The following is an 18,796-nucleotide window of genomic DNA, read 5'->3' as shown; positions in this document are numbered from 1 at the left end:
TTCCTGGGTTTCGCCTGGTCCCGCCAAGGGATTCGCTCACGAAACCGAGTCCCCTTTCTAGTCTTCCCCCATCAGCACCGCATCAAAGGGATAAGTCGTCAGGTTCTCATAGCCATCCTCGGTGATCAAAACCTGATCCTCCAACTTGATGGTGAAATCCGCGCCCACCGCGCCCACGGCCGCCTCGACGCAGAGCACCATCCCCGGCTCCAGCGCATAATCAAACGCACCCTTCACCTCCTGATCCGGATAGACAACGCTCGGCCATTCATCACACAGCCCTACCCCATGCATCAGGCAGCCATATTTCTGCGCCTGAAACTGCTCATCCAGCACATGGGCATTGGCGGTCAGCTCGGGGATGGTCACGCCAGGTTTCAGCATCTCCATATTGGTCATGATATGCTCATGAGCATGGCGCATGGCATAGATCATATCCGCCCTCGGCTTGGCATCGCCAATCCACCAACTGCGCGAAATATCGATACAAATCCCATAACTGCCAATCAGATCCGTATCAAAGCTGATGATTTCATCGCGCTGACAGATCCGCGGACCGCATTCCTGGAACCAAGGGTTCGTCCGCGGCCCCGAGGCCAGCAGCCGCGTTTCAATCCACTCCCCGCCGCGCTTGATATTCTCGGCGTGCAGCACCGCCCAGATATCATCTTCGGTGGTGCGCCCATCGCCAACATTGGCGCGCGCAAAACCCTCCATCGCCCGCACCGAAGCCTCGCAAGCATGCGACGCACAGCGCATCGCTTTGATCTCATCCGGGCCTTTGATCGCGCGCGACTTCTCCGTCACCTCCTCGCCATCAAACAGCTCGATCCCGACCGCCTCCAGCGCCTTGGCCCCGTGCAGCATGATCTTGTCCACCGCCAGCCGGGTATTACCGCCGCCATGTTCGCGCAGCAGATCCAGCACCTCGCCGCTGAACTTGTCCGCCGTCTGCCCAATCCGATCCCCACCCGAGAAATAGAACATCGAGGCACCCGACCGCTGCTCGCGCACCAGCGGGTTGAACGTGCTCAAAAACGGCGAATTCTTGTAATCCCAGATCACCAAATAACCATCCGCACACAGCAGCACCGCGCGAAACGGGTTATGGGTGTTCCACAACTGCATATTGGTGCTGTCGGTGGCATAGCGAATGTTGAGCGGATCAAACATCAACAACCCGCCATAGCCCCGCGCCACCACATGCTGGGTCAAACGCTCCCAACGAAAGCGCCGCATCGCCTCAAGATCCGGCAGCTCCAACCCCGCCGCGCGCCATTCGGCAAAGGCCAGCTCTGTCGGCCCGATCTCCATCCGATCGCCCCGATTGGCGCTGCCATCCCCAAGTCTCTCTCCAAGCGTCGGGTCAATCTTGCGACTGTCTCTGTAATGCTGATCCATTGGCTCTCCTCCCTAAGGCGTTTCGAGCAAAGGAAAAAACAGATGCCCCGTCATGTCCCGCAGGCCGCTAAGCGTAGCAAGACCCGTGCGAGTCACCGTTTTCCCGAAACGCGATAGGCAAAGCGTCTCAGGCCAGACCGGGCCGGAAATGCCAAATAGCGACGGATTCGCTTCGCTTTTTTACAATCGCTCAGAGGGGGCAGAAATTTCCGGGCCCAAAGCCGTCAGATCACCACAGGCATCACAGGCGACCCGATCCAATCCAGCAGCACATGCAACCACCCCACATAGCCCGAGACGATCACCGCCCCAAGCTGCCAAAGCGCCCAAAGCACCGCGCCGCCCAACAGCAAGAACCCACCATAAACGCCGACAAGAGCCCCGGATAGCCGCGCCGCCGCCCACCAGCCGCCCATCGTATCCTCTTGATCAAGCAAGCGATCCACGCCCCCTTGCCAAAACGGCACTGGCACCCAGGTGATCAGGCTGAACAGCGCCAGCCCCAGATGCACCAGCGTCGGCACAAGGGTCGAGGCAATCATGGCAATCACCCAAAGATGCTCCCCCGGCTGATCCAGAATAGCCCTGACATCCACCAGAATATCGCCGCGCCACAGGTTGATCTGCGCCAAAATGGCCACAAGGCTCGCCGCCAAAGCCGCAAAAATCACCCCCGCCGCAACCACATCCGCCACACCACAGAGAAACGGCCAGACCCCACGCTTGGCTTGGCCTTTCTGCAGCAGAAAGATGGTCATGCCGTAGCTCAGCCAGTCAAAGAAAGCGTTGAGGCAGGGCAACAGGCCAAGCGTCAACAAGACGGTTAAACCGTCCTGGCTTTTCTCTGTCGCCAATCGAATGATGATCAAAGCCCCAAAGCCAAAGAGCATGCTCAGATGAGATGCGACACCGATCCCTTTTCGCGCGCCAGTTGACACCAATGCTGCGACTGAGACTGTGATCGCGAGCGTAATTGGGAATGCGAATGGGGCTGGGAGGGCACCTGCGACTGCGAATGCGAATGCGATTGCGACTGCGAATGCGAGTCCGATTGCGACTGCGCCACGGGTTGCAACTACACCTAAGACTACGAGTGCTAATGCGACTACGCCTGCGACAACAACTGCGCCTGCGAATGCGAATACGAATGCGAGTAACAGCCCTAGCTGAAGCTTTTCGAAGACACCTTCAGCTAGGGCTAAAGCCATTATTCGAAAGATTACACTGATAGCCAAAACAAGGAGAATCGGCCATCGAATACCCCAATGCACATCATCGGGGAATAGCGGGTGTCCTCCGAAACCTAAAGCGTCACCAGACACCCCCCATTGTACCGTCGCGAACATGACCGGATAGGCCACGGATAAGAGAATGGCAGCAGATAGAATTGGCCAGGACCAAAGCTTGCGGCGCAATCTCTCAACATCCTGTGGATCCTTGGCCAAAGGGGCTAGCCACCAATAGATGCGATTGACCAGACGTTTTGGCCGCGGAAACTCTTCCACAGTTCTCGGCATCAACACTCGTTCCAGCCCAACCATCACCCGGTTCATCAGTGCTTTGTACGGACGGTGCATGCGGCTGGCCCAGTTGCGGAACCGGGCTTGGTCTTTGCTGGTTTTTGCGGTCTGTAAGAGCGCCCAGGCGACGACCACCCAGACCACAAAAATCAACGCGGCGTATGACCCGAACCATTCTTTGATCAGCGTAAAAAATTCAGCAAATCCCATGGCGCAACTTTAGGGTGAGGGGTGGGCGGGCTTCAATCACCCGGCACCGGGTCGAGAGGCAAATTAACCTTTTGTTGCGCGAAAACAGCGTTCTTTCCGACCGCGCCGAGGGGGGCGACCTCTGGCAGGGGCCAATCCCCCCTAATTTCAGGCAGAATCAGACAGATTGCCCAAAATGCCCGATCCGGGGCCCCATTTGCACCGGGGGGCAATCCCCCCAAAACGCGCCGGGTTTTGTACCAATTGCCCCGTTGCATATAAAACGCCCGGTCCGTTACCGGCACCGGGCGTTCCATTAAGATGTAGGGTGGGGTTTCACCCCACCGCTGCGCTGGGATCAAAGACCAAGACAAGCTTTGAAGGCATCCACTTGTTCCTGAGACATCGATCCGGAGGGGCGCAAACCGACGGCTTCCTCTGGTGTCAAGAATTTGTAGATATCGCCTTTGAAGCCAACCTGCTTCCAGCAGATCTCCACCTGTTCCTTGGTCACTTTAACCTTCTGGCCGTCCGTTCGGCTAACGACCATGTTTCCATCGTTTTTACAGGCACTTAGCGCAATAAATGCCACGCTTGAGAGAATGAGATTTTTCATGAATGGTACCTTTTACAGCAGTCTTGAAGTGAGCTCCCCACGGCAATTCTTGCGGGGGGCTTGGTTTTTTCATTGGATTATTTTGGAGAGCGGGTGGAAATCCTGCTTACAGACCCAGCTTTTGCGCGACGATCTGGTTGACCGCCTTTGGATTGGCCTTGCCACCGGTGGCTTTCATGACCTGACCCACAAACCAGCCTGCAAGCTTTGGATTTTGCTTGGCTTTTTCCACCTGCGCCGGGTTGGCCGCGATGATCTCGTCCACGGCCGTTTCAATCGCGCCGGTATCGGTCACCTGTTTCATGCCGCGCTCTTCAACGATGGCTTCAGGGTCACCACCTTCGGAATAAACGATCTCAAACAGGTCTTTCGCAATCTTTCCAGAGATCGCATCCGACTTGATTAGTTTAATGATTCCAGCCAGTTGGTCCGGGTTGACCGGGCTGTCCGAGATGTCGTGATCTTCTTTTTTCAACCGACCGAACAGCTCGTTAATAACCCAGTTGGCCGACAATTTGCCGTCACCCGAGCCCGCAACAACCTTTTCAAAGAAATCCGCGCTCTCGGTTTCGGCGGTCAACACCGACGCATCATATTCCGAAAGCCCGAACGCATTGACAAAGCGCGCTTTTTTCTCATCCGGAAGCTCGGGCAAGGACTTGGCGATATCGTCCACCCAATCCTGTTCGATCTCCAAAGGCAGCAAATCGGGGCAGGGGAAATAGCGATAATCATGCGCCTCTTCCTTCGAGCGCATCGACCGCGTCTCCCCCTTGTCAGGATCATACAAACGCGTCTCTTGATCGACTTCGCCACCGGCCTCAACGATCTTGATCTGACGTTCGGCCTCGACCATGATCGCCTGCTGGATAAAGCGCATGGAGTTCATGTTCTTGATCTCGCAACGGGTGCCAAGATGCGAGAAATCCTGCGTTTCCATATACTTCTCGTACTGGCCCGGCTGGCAGATCGAGACGTTCACATCCGCGCGCAGGTTGCCGTTTTGCATATTGCCGTCACAGGTCCCAAGGTAGCGCAGGATCTGGCGCAGCTTGGCGATATAGGCCGCCGCTTCCTCAGGTCCACGAATGTCCGGACGCGAGACGATCTCCATCAGCGCCACACCGGTGCGGTTCAGGTCCACGAAAGACATATGCGGGTCCATGTCATGGATCGACTTGCCCGCATCCTGCTCAATGTGAATCCGCTCAATCCGCACCTTGCGCGCAATGCCCGGCTCCATATCAACGATCACTTCGCCTTCGCCCACAATCGGGTGATAGAGCTGCGAAATCTGGTAGCCCTGCGGCAGATCTGGATAGAAATAGTTCTTGCGGTCAAAGGCCGATTTCAGGTTGATCTCAGCCTTAAGACCCAGCCCCGTGCGCACCGCCTGTTCCACGCAGAACTCATTGATAACCGGCAACATTCCCGGCATGGCCGAGTCAACAAAAGCCACGTTTGAATTCGGCTCTGCCCCGAATTTTGTCGAAGCGCCCGAGAACAGTTTGGCCTGACTGGAGACCTGCGCGTGCACCTCCATCCCGATGACCAGTTCCCAGTCATGCTTGGCCCCGGCAATCACCTTGGGCTTGGGCGTGTCAAATGTCAGATCCAGCATTGCAATCCTCGGCTTTCATGGAACAAAGCAGGGAATACGCCAAGGCAGGATTGGGGGCAAGGGCAAGCCGCGGCTCAAATGGATTTGCGCAACTGCAACCCGTCCGGGGTAAAGACCAGGCGACGCCCGGATTCCAAAGCCGGAGCAAAATGCTGGGCGATAGAGCCGATGGCGCGGGTGCGGCCGAGGTTGATCAGATCAACATCATCGCCCAAATGCATATCCGGCTTTCCGGGCACCGGGGCCAAGGCCCAGACCTGAGGGTGCAACTCGCGCAGGTGGTCCTGCAAAATCCAGCGAAAACAATCCATAACCCGCGCGCGGGCGCTGTTATTCTCGCTTGGCGCAGCAATGGTCAGGCCGGTAAAGGCAGCCATGACATTGGCCATATGTTGTGACGGGTGGCGGTCCAGGATCTCATGCATGCCCTCGACAAACAATTCCGGATCCAGGCGGCGAAAGGCGGCCGGATCTTGTTGCAAGGCCCCCATGAACACCCAAGTATAGGCACCAGCCCCCCAGACATCAGACAATTGCGCCACTTTACGCCGCGCCTGCCGGTCCAGCATTTCAAGCGTGCCCAGACGTCGTGGCAACAGGTGTTGGCCAAGTGCAACCAAGTGAAACGGGTTTTGCGGGTCAAGATCAATCAGATCTTCGAAGTCATCTGCTACACGTTGGGCTGCGCAAGGATCGCTGTCGATCACCGCGCAGCGCACCTGCGCCCAAAGCGGTGAATCCTGTTCAAAGGGGTCAAACCGGTCCGCCAAAGCAGCCGCTGCGTGCATGTGATAATCATGAGCCTGACGGCGTTGCGGTGCCAAATCCTGAACCCGGCTGGCCCCGCGCCAAATCAGCGCCACATCCACATGCGACATAGCCAATACATAAGACAAAGCTGGGTCGTCCGGCTCTTCCTCAAGATTGATTGCAAAGGCTGTCAGGATCGCGCCGGCCCCTTGAATGTTTGATTTTTCAATGGCTTGCCCAACAGCATAAATCGCGTCAGATCGACAACCTTTGGCGATAACCTGGGCTATAGAGGCCAGCCCCGGTGTCAGACTGCGCTGCTCTTCGGCATCGCGGATCTCGCGCGAGACATCCTCCCAGGCATCCTGGCGCGCCAGGAACTGACCACGGCCAAAGCTTTTGGCCAACGCATGGGCCTCAGTACCGGGATCGCAAATCGGGATTTCAACACGGGGCCGCAGCGGCGGAATCTCATCCTGCAGATAGGCAGACTCGGAGTCGCCCGGGTCCGTGGATGATATCGGCAGCAGGCTCTGGCTGTCGCGCAGGGCGGCAAATTTTTGAGTTAGAATACGCATGGTGGCAGCATGTCGCTCCTTGTTATGACGGTCATACTGCTGGGCCTTTGCGGCCAAATCGGGGCGGCAAAGAGGTCATGCGCAGGCTTTGTTTCGCGGTTTCGCGGGCGTTGATCACGGCTTTAGAACGCAGTGTTGCCAAGGGCGAAACGACCACAAGCCTTGCGCGAATCTCCTGGCTGGTGCACCTATTGGGCCCATGTTGCGTGCTGCCATTCTTTTCACGCTTCTCGCGGCGCAAGCCAATGCCAATCCCGGTCCTGTCCCTCTGGAAGCTGCCCAGGTGGACAAGGCCGCTATTGCGCTTGAACCGACCGAGCAAGCCGTTTCCGTTTCGCTACGACCTGTGGCGCGGCGGGCGATCCGTCCTCTGCCCAATGCCCGTTGGGGGGCAAAAGGGGGCAAAGCCAATTGGACACGGGCCATCCTGACTGGCCTGCAATCCCATGCCTCTGTGCTGCCGGAAATCGTTCCGCGTGACATTGCTGCCTATTGCCCGGCCTATCCCAGCGCCAGCCGCGAACAGCGTGAGGCGTTCTGGGTTGGCCTGATCTCCTCGCTGGCCTGGCATGAAAGCACCCATCGCCCCCATGCGGTGGGCGGCGGCGGTTTGTGGTATGGGCTGGTGCAGATCCTGCCCGACACAGCGCGGCGTTACAAATGTAAAGCCCGCAGCGGTCAGGCACTTAAAGATCCCGAGGATAACCTGTCCTGCGCGCTGCGTATCATGGCGGTTACGGTGAAACGTGATCGGGTGATCAGTGAAAACTGGCGCGGTGTCGCGGCTGATTGGGGCCCGTTTCATTCTCAGCGCAAGCGCAATGACATGAAGGCCTGGACCCGCAAACAGGACTATTGCATCGGCATGGCCAGCTCCCTGCGCCCGGTGGCCCGCCCTGATGGGATCGGCCCGGACCCGATCCGCCCTATGGCGCGCCCCTTTGTGATGGAGCCCGCGCCAAGCGCAGAACCCGCGCTTGAGGCCATCAATCTCGTCGATGAACCGGTGAGCGAAGGCTAAGGCTACGGCCATCGCCCTGGTTTCTCTGGGCCAAAAATATCCCGGGGAGTCCTGAGCTTGCTCAGGACGGGGCAGAGCCCCGAAACCCTACAGCCAGCTCGGGCGCTTAGTGGCATCGACAAGGGACACCGCCGGAGCCTTGTTTCCCCCCAAAGCAAGCGTCGCCTTGCGCAACATGGCGATGCCGTCTTCGGACTTGGCGGGCAAGGCCGCGGCTGAAATCGGTTCTCCGACCGTGACGCGGAAGGGCTGGCGCGATTTGTTCAGGGTCTCGTGAAACAGGGTGATATCCCGCAGGGTCGGGTGGATCAGGTCAAAGAGATAGAACAAGGCCGAATTGCGCGCGCGAATGTTCACCGGGATCACCGGCAGATCAAACTTGCGCGCGATCATCGCCGCCGAGGCCATCCAGGGCCGCTCATGCAGGCTTAGCTTGCGCCGTTTCGCCAGACGTCCTGAAGGAAAGATCACGCCCAGCCGCCCATCCTCGACCGCCTTACGAGTAAATCCCATGGTTTCGCGGGTCTTGCCATGGCTGCGCTTTTCCTTGCGCCATTCCACCGGGGCAATCATGTCTGACATCTGCGGAAGCACGCGCAGGATGTCGTGATTGGCAAAGTAATAGGCATCCGGGCGGATACGGCGCAGGATGTGATGCAGGATGATCCCGTCCGCAATCCCCGTCGGGTGATTGGCCACAACCAGCGCAGGCCCATAGACCGGCAGGTGGTGCAGGCCGCTGGTTTCCACGTCACGTGCCAGCAGATCCCCCATAGCCAGCATCAGCTGGTCCGAGCTCATATCCTGCAGGGTTTCGGCAATGGCTATCGTGCGCTCATAGCCCAGCATGGCGTTAAGCAGATGGCGGGCGGGCGCAGTCTCTGGCCGGTTGTTGAACAGCCAGGGCGCGCGTTCCTGAATCAATGGGTCGATACGGTCCTTCATCCGCATAGATGTCGTAGGATTCGGTGACAGGCATATGACAGAACAACCGCCAAGCGGGAGACGGCAGTCTCAAATCCCGAAATGGTGGCGAGAAACCGCAACCCCGCGCTGTTCAAGCGCGGATTCCAGCGCTCGGTGCGGGGGCACACAGTCCTGGGGCAGGGTGATCCGCTGCCCATCTGCCAGAATACGCACCCGCACAGACAGATCCCAGCGTGTTTCCAGCCGTATCTGAGTGATCTTTGCCAAAGCCACGGTGCCGCTCACCCGGCCCGAGTGCCATTCCATTATCTTATCATCCAATCTAAAACGCGCCACCTTGCCCCGCGCAAATTCCAAAGCGGCGGGCAAGGTGGCAGCCAGCAAGAGCGCGATGATCCATTCTGCCAGATCAATCGCCCACCAGAGCAACAGCAGGCCAAGCCAGATGGCCGCGATGGTTCCGCCAGCCTTTCGGGATCGCCCGTCATAGACATGGGTCAGCGGTGCAAAATTGAGGCGTGCTTCGTCTTCCATGAACCCTGACCCTAGCGTCCGCCCGTGACATCCAGAATGGTGCGGGTGACATAGCTGGCGCGCTCGGAAAGCAGCCACAGGATTGCCTCGGCGCATTCCTCGGCTGTACCGGGGCGGCCCATCGGGGGCGTGGTGCCGATCTTGTCCAGCCGATCCGGCGCGCCACCTTTGGCATGGATGGCGGTTTCAATCAGGCCGGGGCGGATGGCGTTGACGCGAATGCCTTCGGCGGCCAGTTCTTCGGCCAGACCAAGGGTCATGGTTTCAATCGCGCCTTTGGTGGCGGCGTAATCGACATACATATTGGCCGATCCCAAGCGCGCCGCGGCGGAGGATATATTGACCATCGCGCCGCCTTTTTCCCAATCACGCATAAGCAGCAAGCATTGCCGCGCGACCTCAAACGCACCGAAAACGTTGATCTCGAACACTTTCTTGACCAGCTCAGGTGTGCGGTCGGCAAAGGTGCCGGTTGGGGAAACAACACCGGCATTGTTCACCAACCCAATCCGGCCCGGCTTCAGCTCGGCAATCTTGGCGAACATCTTTTCGATGGCTTTGGGTTTGGAGACATCAGCCTGAAACAGATAGGCCTGCGCGCCCATGCTTTCGACCATGGCGGCGGTCTCTTCGGCCCCGGTTTTGTCGCTGCCGTAATGGACGACAACGCGGCTCCAGCCGTTAAAGCCCGCCATGCGAGCCGTGGCCGCGCCGATCCCGGCGCTGGCCCCTGTTACGATCAAGAGATCACTCATGAGATGCGAAAGGCACGCGAGATATCCTCAAGCGCTTCTTTTTGCTTCACGCTCAGCTGGCCCGAGCCTGCCTCTGATACCATCTTGATCACCTCCATGGCCGGGCCGAACCCGTCGGCCCCCCGCATTTTATAGAGTTTGCGCGCCAACCGCGTTACCGCTTGGTCTGGCGTGCCGCATTCCGTCACCATCCACCGGCCCAGAACAGCCAATTCCTCGGCATCATTCAAGCCCTTTTCAGTGACACGCGCCATGGCCCGGTTCAACGCCTCGCGCTGTTCCTGCGTTGGCAGTTTGTCCAGCTCCACAAAGGCGACGCCCAGGCTGGCCAAAGCGATGTCAGGGTCTTCGATGGCTTCGACCGGGTGGATATTGGTGCGGCGGGTAAAGCCAAAGCGCCGCGCGGCCAGGCGCACATCATTGGCGGCGTCCAGTACTTCGCTGGCCATATCCGCAGCCCCGCGCGCCCGAATGACAAAGAAATAAATGGCGGCCAATGCGCCCAAAGCAGCGATAATAAAAGGCATAAACTCTCACTCCATAAAACCTTCGCCGCCACTGTGTCGCAGCGGCGAAGCAGGAGCAAGTAGGTCCTGACCTTAGCTGGCCAAGATACGGCTGACCATTTCGCTGGTGTCGCGGCTGAGGTTATCCTTGGCCATGATCCGTTCCAGCTGCACCTGGATCAGTGCCTGACGACCCGCGTCATAGCGTTTCCAGGTCTGGAAAGCGCTGCACATCCGGGCGGTGGTTTGCGGGTTCTTGTCATCCAATTTGATCAGCCAATCGGTCAACAAGGCATAGCCGCGCCCCGATTTGTGATGAAAGGCTGCGTGATGCATGGCCAGCGCGCCAAAGACCGCGCGGAAACGATTGGGATTGGTCCAGTCGAAATCGGGATGCTGGGTCAGGGCCTCTGCACGATCCAGCGCTGCTTCGGGTTCCGAGGCCCCAATTTGCAGACCAAACCATTTATCCATTACCAGCCGATCATCTTTCCACTGTTCATAGAACTTGGCCAGCGCGGCGTCGCCCTGTCCAACCCGGATCAGGTTGCCAAGGGCCGAGAGCTGCAAAGTCATGTTATCCGCGCTGTCAAAACGCGCCTGTGCGGCCTTGCCCCCATCCAAGCGGCTGATCAGCGTGGCGGCGCTGGCCCCAAGCGCACGTTTGCCCGATTGCTCGGCATCGGGTTTGTAGGGGGCGGTAACTTCGGCCTCTTTGGCCAGCTCTGGCAGCAAATCCTTCCAACGTTCCGCGCGGGCTTTGACCAGTCGATCCCCTGCGGCCCAAATTGCTTCGGGATCCGGGGTCACGCCCTGATCGGCCAACACTTGTGCCAGTTCCGAGGCGCTGGGCAGGTCCAGCATCAAGGATCTGTAAGCAGGGTCAAGCGTTTGATCACGCAGCACATGTTCCAGCCCATCAAGCCAAATCGCATCCGGCTCAGCCCCAGTCGTGATCATCGCCAGCAGACATTCCTTGGCCAGGCCCTGGCTGGCATCCCAGCGGTTGAACGGGTCGGTGTCATGGGCCAAAAGGAATGCGCGGTCCACATCATGGCTTAGAACGACAGGCGCTGAAAAGCCGCGATTGACCGAGGCCACAGGCCGCGCCGCCAACCCCTCGAATGAGAAGCTTTGTTCAGCCTCGGTCAGCTCAAGGATTTGTGTCTCCAGCACCTCATCCCCATTTGGCCCCAGCAAGCCGACCGCAATGGGGATCACATAGGGCGCTTTGCTCTCCTGACCGGGCGAGGGTGGTGTGTGCTGTTTCAGCGTCAGGGTAAATGTGCCATCCTCCCAAGCCTCCGACACCTCTACAAAGGGCGTGCCAGCCTGCGAATACCAACGTTTGAACTGGGTCAGATCACGACCTGTGGAGTCCTCAAAAACCTTGATCCAATCCTCAATCGTGGCCGCATCGCCATCATGACGCTCAAAATAGAGATCGAGCGCTTTTGAATAGGCCTCATCCCCGACCAGCGTCTTGAGCATGCCGATAACCTCGGCGCCTTTTTCATAGACCGTGGCAGTGTAGAAGTTGTTGATTTCCTGAAAGCTTTCCGGGCGAACGGGATGGGCCAAAGGCCCCTGATCCTCGGGGAATTGCCGGGCGCGCAGGGTGATGACATCGTCAATCCGCTTGACCGGCGCGCTGCGCAGATCGCTGGTGAATTGCCCGTCACGGAACACCGTCAACCCTTCTTTCAGACAGAGCTGAAACCAATCACGGCAGGTGATGCGATTACCCGTCCAATTGTGGAAATACTCATGGGCGATGATCGCTTCGATACGTTCGAAATTCCCATCGGTCGAGGTTTCGGGGCTGGCCAACACACAAGAGGAGTTGAAGATATTCAGCCCCTTATTCTCCATCGCCCCCATGTTGAAATCATCCACCGCAACAATGTTGAAGGTATCCAGGTCATATTCGCGCCCATAGACCTCCTCATCCCATTTCATCGAGGCAATCAGCGCCTCCATGCCAAAGGCACATTTGCCCTCATCGCCGGGGCGCACCCAGATGTTCAGCTCAATATCCTTGCCAGACATGGTCTTGAACGCGCCCGGGTGATTGACCAACTCGCCGCCGACCAGCGCAAAGAGATAGGCCGGCTTCGGCCAGGGGTCATGCCATTCGGCCCAACCATCACCCTTGCCCTTGAGATTGCCATTCGAAAGCAACACCGGCATCTCGCCCTCAACCCGCACCGTAAACACCGCCATCACATCGGGGCGGTCTGGGTAATAGGTGATCTTGCGAAACCCTTCGGCCTCGCATTGCGTGCAATACATGCCGCCCGACATATAAAGCCCCTCGAGCGCCGTGTTGCTCTCGGGCGCGATCTCAACCTCGCATTCCCACAGGAACGGCCCGCTCGGCACCTTGCAGCGCAAGCCGCGCGCATCGGTCTCCGGCGTGACCGCCTCGCCATCAATGCGCGCCCTGATCAGGTTAAGCTCTTCGCCATGCAAAAAGAACTCTTGCTCAGGCGCATCAGGGTTGGGGGCAAAGTGGATTTTCGACACGACCCGCGTGGCATCGGGGCTGAGCTTAAAGGTCAGATGCACATCTTCGATTTGCCAGCCAAAGGCTTTGTAATCTTTTAGATAAATCGTTTCGGGGGTGGTTTGTGCGCTTGCGTCTTTCACGGCATCCTCGCGTGTCAAAACTCTTTGACAGGAAACCTACGCCGCGCCCAAGACACCCGCAACCGAAACAGGCCTTCTTTGGGCCTAAAATATCCCGGGGAGCGCGAGGGGCTGGCCCCTCGCACCCGTCGCTCAAGATCAGGTTACTCCGCCGCGCGCAGATCCAAGGGCTGAACCTCACTCGGCTCTTCATCCCAATAGATCTCGGGCAGTTTGGCGCGCTTGGCCTGACGGGCCAGGGCCCAGTCCCGCGCCGCCCGGCTGCCACGCCCCGAACCCAGCCGCGCGAGCAGGCGGGCAAACCAGGTGACATAGGTCCAGAACCAGACACGAATGGCCAGCATGGAAGGGGTAAAGACCAGCGTCAGAACGGTCGAAACGCCCAAACCAAAGACCACGGCGGTGGCGAGGTTGATCCACCACAGCGCCGTCGGCGAATTCACCGAATAACCACCGGCAAAGAAGTCCAGCGACAGGCCGAACATCATCGGGGCGAGGCCCGCCATTGTGGTGATCGTGGTCAGAAGAACCGGGCGAATGCGGTCTTCGGCGGTGCGAATGATCGCCTCGATCCGCGGCATGATCCGGGCATATTCCTGATAGGTGTCAATCAGAACAATATTGTTGTTCACCACAATCCCGGCCAAGGCCACGATCCCGGTGCCGGTCATGATGACGCTGAAATACTGATCCATCACCAACATGCCGATCAACACACCTGTGGTCGACAGAACCACCGCCAGCAGAACCAGCGTCGCATTGTAGAAAGAGTTGAACTGCGCCAGTAGAATAATGAACATCAGCCCCAAAGCCGCCCCAAAGGCTGAGCTTAGAAAGGCCTGGCTTTCTGCCTGATCCTCCTGGTCACCAGTCCATTCAAACTCGATGCCGGTAGGGAAAGGCTTGGTCTCCAACCATTTCGAGATGAATTCGATGCGCTCGTTTGCGTTGATTGGAACAAATGTTCCTTCGCCATTTTCGATCCGATCAGCGACATTAGAGGCGTTAGATGAAACGATCTGATATTTGGTCCCATCTGCTGCGGTCGCGTCGACGGTTTCCCCATCTGGTGCCGTGCGCAGAACTGCAAAATTCTCATCATCGATCAACATCTGAACGAGGCCAGCTTCCACATCCGCCTTCACATCGAAATACCGTTTCTGGTCGATCCGGTTGATCTCGGCCAGTTTTTCAACCGGTTTGCGGGTGATGAAATTGGAGAGCGGGATCAGGCCATTGGGCGTGCGCACCTTAAGCGAATCCAGCGTGCTCAGCACCCGGTCTTCTTCGGGCAGGCGCACGCGGATTTCGATCTCTTCATCCGAGCCTTCGGGCGTGTAGGTGTCCAGCATGATGCCGCGAGTCACCAGCTGAACCATGCCGCCAACCGTGGCCACATCCGCGCCGTAGCGACCGGCTTTCTCCACATCCACCTCGATCTGCCAGTCAATGCCGGGCAGGGGGCGGGTGTCTTCGATCAGGGTCAGGCCGGGGGTCGCGTCATATTGTTTGCGCGCCAAGGTGGTTGCTGTCAGCAGGTCCTGCCAGTCATCCCCTTTCAGGCGTAAATGCACCGGCTTGCCCGAGGCCGGGCCACGGGCTTGTGCCAGGATCTCGATCTTGATGCCTGGGATTTTCTCCAGCTTGGCCGTCAGATCGTCGATGATGACATCGCCATCCAGCTTGGCCAGATCATGTCCGGTTTCGCGCGCATAGGCGGCGCGATCTTCCCAAGGAATGGTTTCCAATTGCACCTGACCAATGGTGTCCTTGGGCGGCTGTGCCCCACCGGTGTTGTTGTTGAGCCCGCCATCACCGGCAAAGGCAAAGGCATTCAAAATACCGGGATGGCCCAGCACGATCTTTTCGGCGCGTTCGACCAGCGCGTCCTTTTCCGCCAGGGACAGGTTGCCACGGGCACGAACATAGACAATCGCCTGTTCCGGTTCGCTTTCAACAAAGAACTCCACGCCATTGTTGTTTTCGCCGAAATAGGCAAAGACGCTCATCACCACAAAGATCACCGCGCCAACCGAGGCCAAAGGCATGATCGGGTTACCCGCGATGAACTTGATGAAATGACCAAAGGGTGAGCGGCGATAGGCACTGTCGATATGGGTTCGTTTGCGGCGATATTCTGCGCTGTCCATAAAGATCGACGCGGCCACCGAGGAAATCAGGAACAGCACAACACCGGGCAGACGGGCCCCGAAACCGGTGGCTTCGGTCTCAAACAGGTAGGATGGGTTCAGAACCATCATCGCCCCAACAAAGACGCCGAACAGCCCAACCAGAACCAAGGCCGCCCGTGCAACCCAAGGCAGGCGGGCGCGCAAAGCGTCGCCCATCACGTGGACCTGACGCGAGAATCGGCCAGACACACCGCCCATAACCGGCAGATAAACAAGCGCAACGATCAGCGAGGCCGACAGAACAAAGATCAGCGTGACCGGCAACATGCCCATGAACTGACCGGGCACACCGGGCCAGAACAGCATCGGCAGGAAGGCGCATAGTGTGGTCGCGGTCGAGCTGACAACCGGCCAGAACATGCGTTTGGCGGCCTCGACATAGGCATGCATGGGGCCGGTGCCTTCGGCAATGCGCTTATCTGCATATTCGACCACAACAATAGCGCCATCGACCAGCATACCCACCGCAAGGATCAGGCCAAACATGACGATGTTCGAGATGGTCACGCCCATCAGCGCAAGTGTCAGGAAACACAGCAGGAAGGATGTCGGAATTGCAAAGCCAACCAAAAGGGCAGGGCGCAGGCCAAGCGAGGCCAGAACCACCATCATCACCAGCGCAATTGCCGTCAGAACCGAGCCTTCGAGCTGGCTGACCATCGAATCCACCTGACGCGATTGGTCGTTAGAGGCACCGACCTCAAGCACCGCGTTCAACTCATCGGGCCAGGCCTGGCGGGCCTCCTCGATGACGGTGCGCACCTCGTTCGAAGTGTCGATGATGTTGAACCCTTTGCGCTTGACCACTTGTAGGGCGACGGTGGTTTCACCGTTAAAGCGTGCCGTGCCTTCTCGATCCTCAAAGGTGGGGTTGATCTGCGCAAGATCCCAAAGCGTGACCGAGCGGTTGCCGTTGGTTTTCACCGGCAGGTCAAAGACATCCTGCGCCTCATCAAAGCTGGACGGGATCTTTACGGCAAAGCTGCCCTGATCGGTGCGCACTTCACCGGCTGCAATCAGTTGGTTGTTGTTTTGCACAACGCTGATCAATTCACCCGCGGTGACATTGTAGCTTTCCAGTTTGAGCGGGTCGATGATGACCTCGAGCATCTCGTCACGATTGCCCGCAATCCCGGCCTCGAGCACGCTGTCCAACGCCTCGACCCGATCCTGCAAATCCTTGGCGATTTCGTTCAACGTACGCTCAGGTATGGGCCCGGTGAGGTTGACGATCAGGATCGGAAATTCGGAAAAGTTGATTTCGTTGATCGAATATTGTTCCGCGCCATCGGGGAAATCCGCTTCGGCATTGGACATGCCGTCGCGCACATCGGCCATGATCTTGGTTTTGTCCCAGCCGAATTCGAATTCCAGCGCCAGACCGGCATAACCTTCGGCGGCGGTGGCGGTCATGCTTTTCAGACCGTCCAGATCCGCCAATTCGGTTTCCATTGGCTTGACCAACAGGCTTTCCGCGTCAGCCGCGGAAATGCCGGGGAAGGGGACCGATACAAAGAGAGCCGGAATTTCAATATCCGGCTCGCCTTCTTTGGGCAGGGAAACATAGGCGTATCCGCCAACCACAAGAGACAGAACGATAAATGCGATGACCATACGGGCGCGTTCGGAGGCCCAATCGATGATCCCGGTCATTGGATCACCTCCTCAAAGCTGGGGGCGACGGGAACGCCGTCGGTGACATATTCCTGCCCCACGGTGATGATGTCGACCGTATCAGGCAGCCCGGCGACCCAGACGCCCTGAACCGTATCGCGCAACATGCGCACCGGCAGGAACTCCGCTGTGCCTGCCTCGGTCACTTGGCGAATGCCAAGCGAGCCGTCATTGTCCAGGGTCAGCGCCGATTGCGGGATCAGGTGCGCCTTTGCCCCCTCGGCCTCGATGGCGAGATCGGCGGTTTGGCCGTCACGGATGCTGAGATCGGGGTTGGGCAGGGTCAGTTCCACGCGGAAAGTGCGGGTCAGCGGGTCAGCGCTGCGGGCAACAAAGGTGACCTGACCAAAGACCTCGCGATCATCGACCAAACGCGCGGCGGCGTTTGCGCCCAGTTTAACGCGCGCAACCTGTGCCTCGGGGACAAAGCCGACGATCTTGACCGGATCAAGTTGAATAATGGTGGCGCAGGCGGCACCGGGCTGCAGCAATGCGCCCAATTCCGCCGTGTCGGTTTCCAAAAGCCCTGCGAACGGCGCGTGAATGCCCAAGCGATCGATATTCATTTCAGCACCGGCAATGGCAGCTTCGGCAGACTGAATGGCGCTGCGTGCGCTTTCTTCGCCGGTCATGGCGGCCTTGACGCCAGCCTCAGAGCTTTCGAGTTGCGACTTTGCCAGGATCACGGCGGCCTTGGCCCCCTCAACCGCGCTCAGTGCGGTTTCCACGGCAGCTTTGGCACCTTCGACCTGGCTTTGGGCGTTTTGGACGCCGGCTTTGGCGTTCTGGATCTGGGTTTGCGCCGATTGCACACCGACACGGGCTGCTTCGACCTGGCTTTTGGCAGATTGCACACCCGCCAGCGCCCCCTGAAGGCGGCTCTTGGCCCCTTCGATACCGCTGGAGGCAGCTTTTAGTCCGGCCAGAGCGCTTTGCACGCCTGCTTTGGCAGCCTCATAGGCCGCTTCGGCACCGGCAAGGCGGGTTTTGGCGGCAAAGCCACCCTTTTGCAGTTTTTGTGCGGCATTCAGATTGATTTCAGCCTCGGCCACACGGGCCTTGGCTTCGACAAGGCGCGCTTCGGCTTCCGGCAAACGGGTCTCAGCCTCGGCAAGCGCGGCTTTGGCGGCTGGAACAGCGGCCTCGGCTTCGGCAAGGCGTGCCTCCGCTTCGGGGATGCGAGAGGTGGCTTCCTCCAATCCTGCTTCGGCTTCTGGAACGCGGGCCTGGGCCTCGGCCAAGCGTGCGGCGGCTGCGGGGATGCCTGCGCGTGCTTCTAAAAGGCGTGCTTCGGCAGCAGGGACTGCCGCCTCAGCCTCAAGAATGCGGGCCTTGGAGGCGGGGATCTGGGCTTTGGCTTCGCTCAGCCGCGCGGCGGCTTCGGGCAGGCGAGCTTTGGCTTCCAGCAAACGGGCCATGGTTTCGCGCAGCGAGATGTCGCTGGTGCCCGGGTCCACGGCGCAAAGCAACTGGTCCGCGGCCACCTGCGCACCTTTGCGCAAAGGTTCCGAGATAATCTTGCCACTTGTTTCGGCTCGCACCTCAACCTGACGCAAGGCGGCGGTTTCACCGCGCAAAAAGACAGCGCTGTCAATTTCCTGAACAGTGGAGCGTAAAGCGATAACCCGAACCGTGCCTTCGGGAATCTCTGGTTTTGCGGTTTCAGCCTGGGCCACATCCTCAAGAACCGGAGTTTCCGGTTCCGCGTCGCCTGTCACGCCCGCAAAGCCGAGCAACCGGTCACGTTCCAGCACCAACCCATAGAGCACTGCAGCAACCACTAATGCGGTTATAAGAGAAAAAATACGCATCCGATTTCCACTGTCTTTATGTTAATTGGCGTAACATACGCGTTGACTATAT

Annotated in this window: 13 protein-coding genes; 1 reads left to right on the top strand and 12 read right to left on the bottom strand. The window is 58.6% G+C overall.

The features are described 5' to 3' along the window. Positions 1–57 precede the first annotated feature (57 nt). The 5 genes from dddP to CLV87_RS14850 form a co-directional block, all read right to left on the bottom strand. Entirely contained in the window at positions 58–1,401 is a 1,344-nt protein-coding gene (dddP, locus tag CLV87_RS14870) for a dimethylsulfonioproprionate lyase DddP (protein ID WP_099246605.1), read from the bottom strand. A gap of 224 nt (positions 1,402–1,625) precedes the next feature. Continuing rightward, positions 1,626–2,291: a hypothetical protein gene (locus tag CLV87_RS14865; RefSeq protein WP_133840797.1), complete on the bottom strand. Its 666-nt coding sequence runs from the start codon at positions 2,289–2,291 to the stop codon at positions 1,626–1,628. Positions 2,292–3,468: 1,177 nt separating this feature from the next. Next, positions 3,469–3,726 carry a 50S ribosomal protein L20 gene (locus CLV87_RS14860; RefSeq protein WP_133840796.1) on the bottom strand — a complete coding sequence of 86 codons (258 nt, stop codon included), beginning with the start codon at positions 3,724–3,726 and terminating at the stop codon, positions 3,469–3,471. A 106-nt stretch (positions 3,727–3,832) separates the two neighbouring features. Next, complete coding sequence (gatB, locus tag CLV87_RS14855; protein ID WP_099246600.1) at positions 3,833–5,347, bottom strand: Asp-tRNA(Asn)/Glu-tRNA(Gln) amidotransferase subunit GatB; 1,515 nt, start codon at positions 5,345–5,347, stop codon at positions 3,833–3,835. A gap of 74 nt (positions 5,348–5,421) precedes the next feature. Then, entirely contained in the window at positions 5,422–6,675 is a 1,254-nt protein-coding gene (locus tag CLV87_RS14850) for a hypothetical protein (RefSeq protein ID WP_133840795.1), read from the bottom strand. A gap of 199 nt (positions 6,676–6,874) precedes the next feature. Here CLV87_RS14850 and CLV87_RS14845 point away from each other — a divergent pair, with 199 nt between their 5' ends. Then, a complete protein-coding gene (locus tag CLV87_RS14845) occupies positions 6,875–7,696 on the top strand; it encodes a transglycosylase SLT domain-containing protein (protein WP_099246596.1) in 822 nt (273 codons plus the stop codon). 87 nt (positions 7,697–7,783) lie between these two features. On the opposite strand, the gene CLV87_RS14840 is transcribed toward CLV87_RS14845, so the two are convergent. From CLV87_RS14840 to CLV87_RS14810, 7 genes are all read right to left on the bottom strand, one after another. Continuing rightward, positions 7,784–8,641 (bottom strand): lysophospholipid acyltransferase family protein, encoded by an 858-nt coding sequence (locus tag CLV87_RS14840; protein WP_099246594.1) that lies wholly within the window; start codon positions 8,639–8,641, stop codon positions 7,784–7,786. A gap of 69 nt (positions 8,642–8,710) precedes the next feature. Continuing rightward, positions 8,711–9,157, bottom strand: a complete 447-nt coding sequence (locus CLV87_RS14835; RefSeq protein WP_099246592.1) for a hypothetical protein — start codon at positions 9,155–9,157, stop codon at positions 8,711–8,713. Positions 9,158–9,168: 11 nt separating this feature from the next. Continuing rightward, the gene (locus CLV87_RS14830; RefSeq protein WP_099246590.1) at positions 9,169–9,912 is read right to left on the bottom strand and encodes an SDR family oxidoreductase; all 744 of its coding nucleotides are present in this window, start codon (positions 9,910–9,912) and stop codon (positions 9,169–9,171) included. Beyond that, positions 9,909–10,439 carry a hypothetical protein gene (locus CLV87_RS14825; RefSeq protein ID WP_099246588.1) on the bottom strand — a complete coding sequence of 177 codons (531 nt, stop codon included), beginning with the start codon at positions 10,437–10,439 and terminating at the stop codon, positions 9,909–9,911. The genes CLV87_RS14830 and CLV87_RS14825 overlap by 4 nt, the downstream gene beginning before the upstream one ends. Before the next feature lie 72 nt (positions 10,440–10,511). Then, positions 10,512–13,067: an aminopeptidase N gene (gene pepN / locus CLV87_RS14820; RefSeq protein WP_099247808.1), complete on the bottom strand. Its 2,556-nt coding sequence runs from the start codon at positions 13,065–13,067 to the stop codon at positions 10,512–10,514. A gap of 143 nt (positions 13,068–13,210) precedes the next feature. Beyond that, the gene (locus CLV87_RS14815; protein WP_099246586.1) at positions 13,211–16,912 is read right to left on the bottom strand and encodes an efflux RND transporter permease subunit; all 3,702 of its coding nucleotides are present in this window, start codon (positions 16,910–16,912) and stop codon (positions 13,211–13,213) included. Further along, a complete protein-coding gene (locus tag CLV87_RS14810; protein WP_235871943.1) occupies positions 16,909–18,744 on the bottom strand; it encodes an efflux RND transporter periplasmic adaptor subunit in 1,836 nt (611 codons plus the stop codon). Before CLV87_RS14810 ends, CLV87_RS14815 begins: the two co-directional genes overlap by 4 nt. Positions 18,745–18,796 lie beyond the last annotated feature (52 nt).

This window comes from Pelagimonas phthalicica, from assembly GCF_004364805.1.
In the GTDB taxonomy this organism is placed as follows: domain Bacteria; phylum Pseudomonadota; class Alphaproteobacteria; order Rhodobacterales; family Rhodobacteraceae; genus Pelagimonas; species Pelagimonas phthalicica.
This window is presented reverse-complemented; position numbering and strand designations above follow the sequence as displayed.

Bases quoted from the DNA above. Each gene is read 5' to 3' on its own strand.
- dddP (WP_099246605.1), bottom strand. From the start codon at position 1,401: ATGGATCAGCATTACAGAGACAGTCGCAAGATTGACCCGACGCTTGGA.
- CLV87_RS14865 (WP_133840797.1), bottom strand. From the start codon at position 2,291: ATGCTCTTTGGCTTTGGGGCTTTGATCATCATTCGATTGGCGACAGAG.
- CLV87_RS14860 (WP_133840796.1), bottom strand. From the start codon at position 3,726: ATGAAAAATCTCATTCTCTCAAGCGTGGCATTTATTGCGCTAAGTGCC.
- gatB (WP_099246600.1), bottom strand. From the start codon at position 5,347: ATGCTGGATCTGACATTTGACACGCCCAAGCCCAAGGTGATTGCCGGG.
- CLV87_RS14850 (WP_133840795.1), bottom strand. From the start codon at position 6,675: ATGCGTATTCTAACTCAAAAATTTGCCGCCCTGCGCGACAGCCAGAGC.
- CLV87_RS14845 (WP_099246596.1), top strand. From the start codon at position 6,875: ATGTTGCGTGCTGCCATTCTTTTCACGCTTCTCGCGGCGCAAGCCAAT.
- CLV87_RS14840 (WP_099246594.1), bottom strand. From the start codon at position 8,641: ATGAAGGACCGTATCGACCCATTGATTCAGGAACGCGCGCCCTGGCTG.
- CLV87_RS14835 (WP_099246592.1), bottom strand. From the start codon at position 9,157: ATGGAAGACGAAGCACGCCTCAATTTTGCACCGCTGACCCATGTCTAT.
- CLV87_RS14830 (WP_099246590.1), bottom strand. From the start codon at position 9,912: ATGAGTGATCTCTTGATCGTAACAGGGGCCAGCGCCGGGATCGGCGCG.
- CLV87_RS14825 (WP_099246588.1), bottom strand. From the start codon at position 10,439: ATGCCTTTTATTATCGCTGCTTTGGGCGCATTGGCCGCCATTTATTTC.
- CLV87_RS14815 (WP_099246586.1), bottom strand. From the start codon at position 16,912: ATGACCGGGATCATCGATTGGGCCTCCGAACGCGCCCGTATGGTCATC.
- CLV87_RS14810 (WP_235871943.1), bottom strand. From the start codon at position 18,744: ATGCGTATTTTTTCTCTTATAACCGCATTAGTGGTTGCTGCAGTGCTC.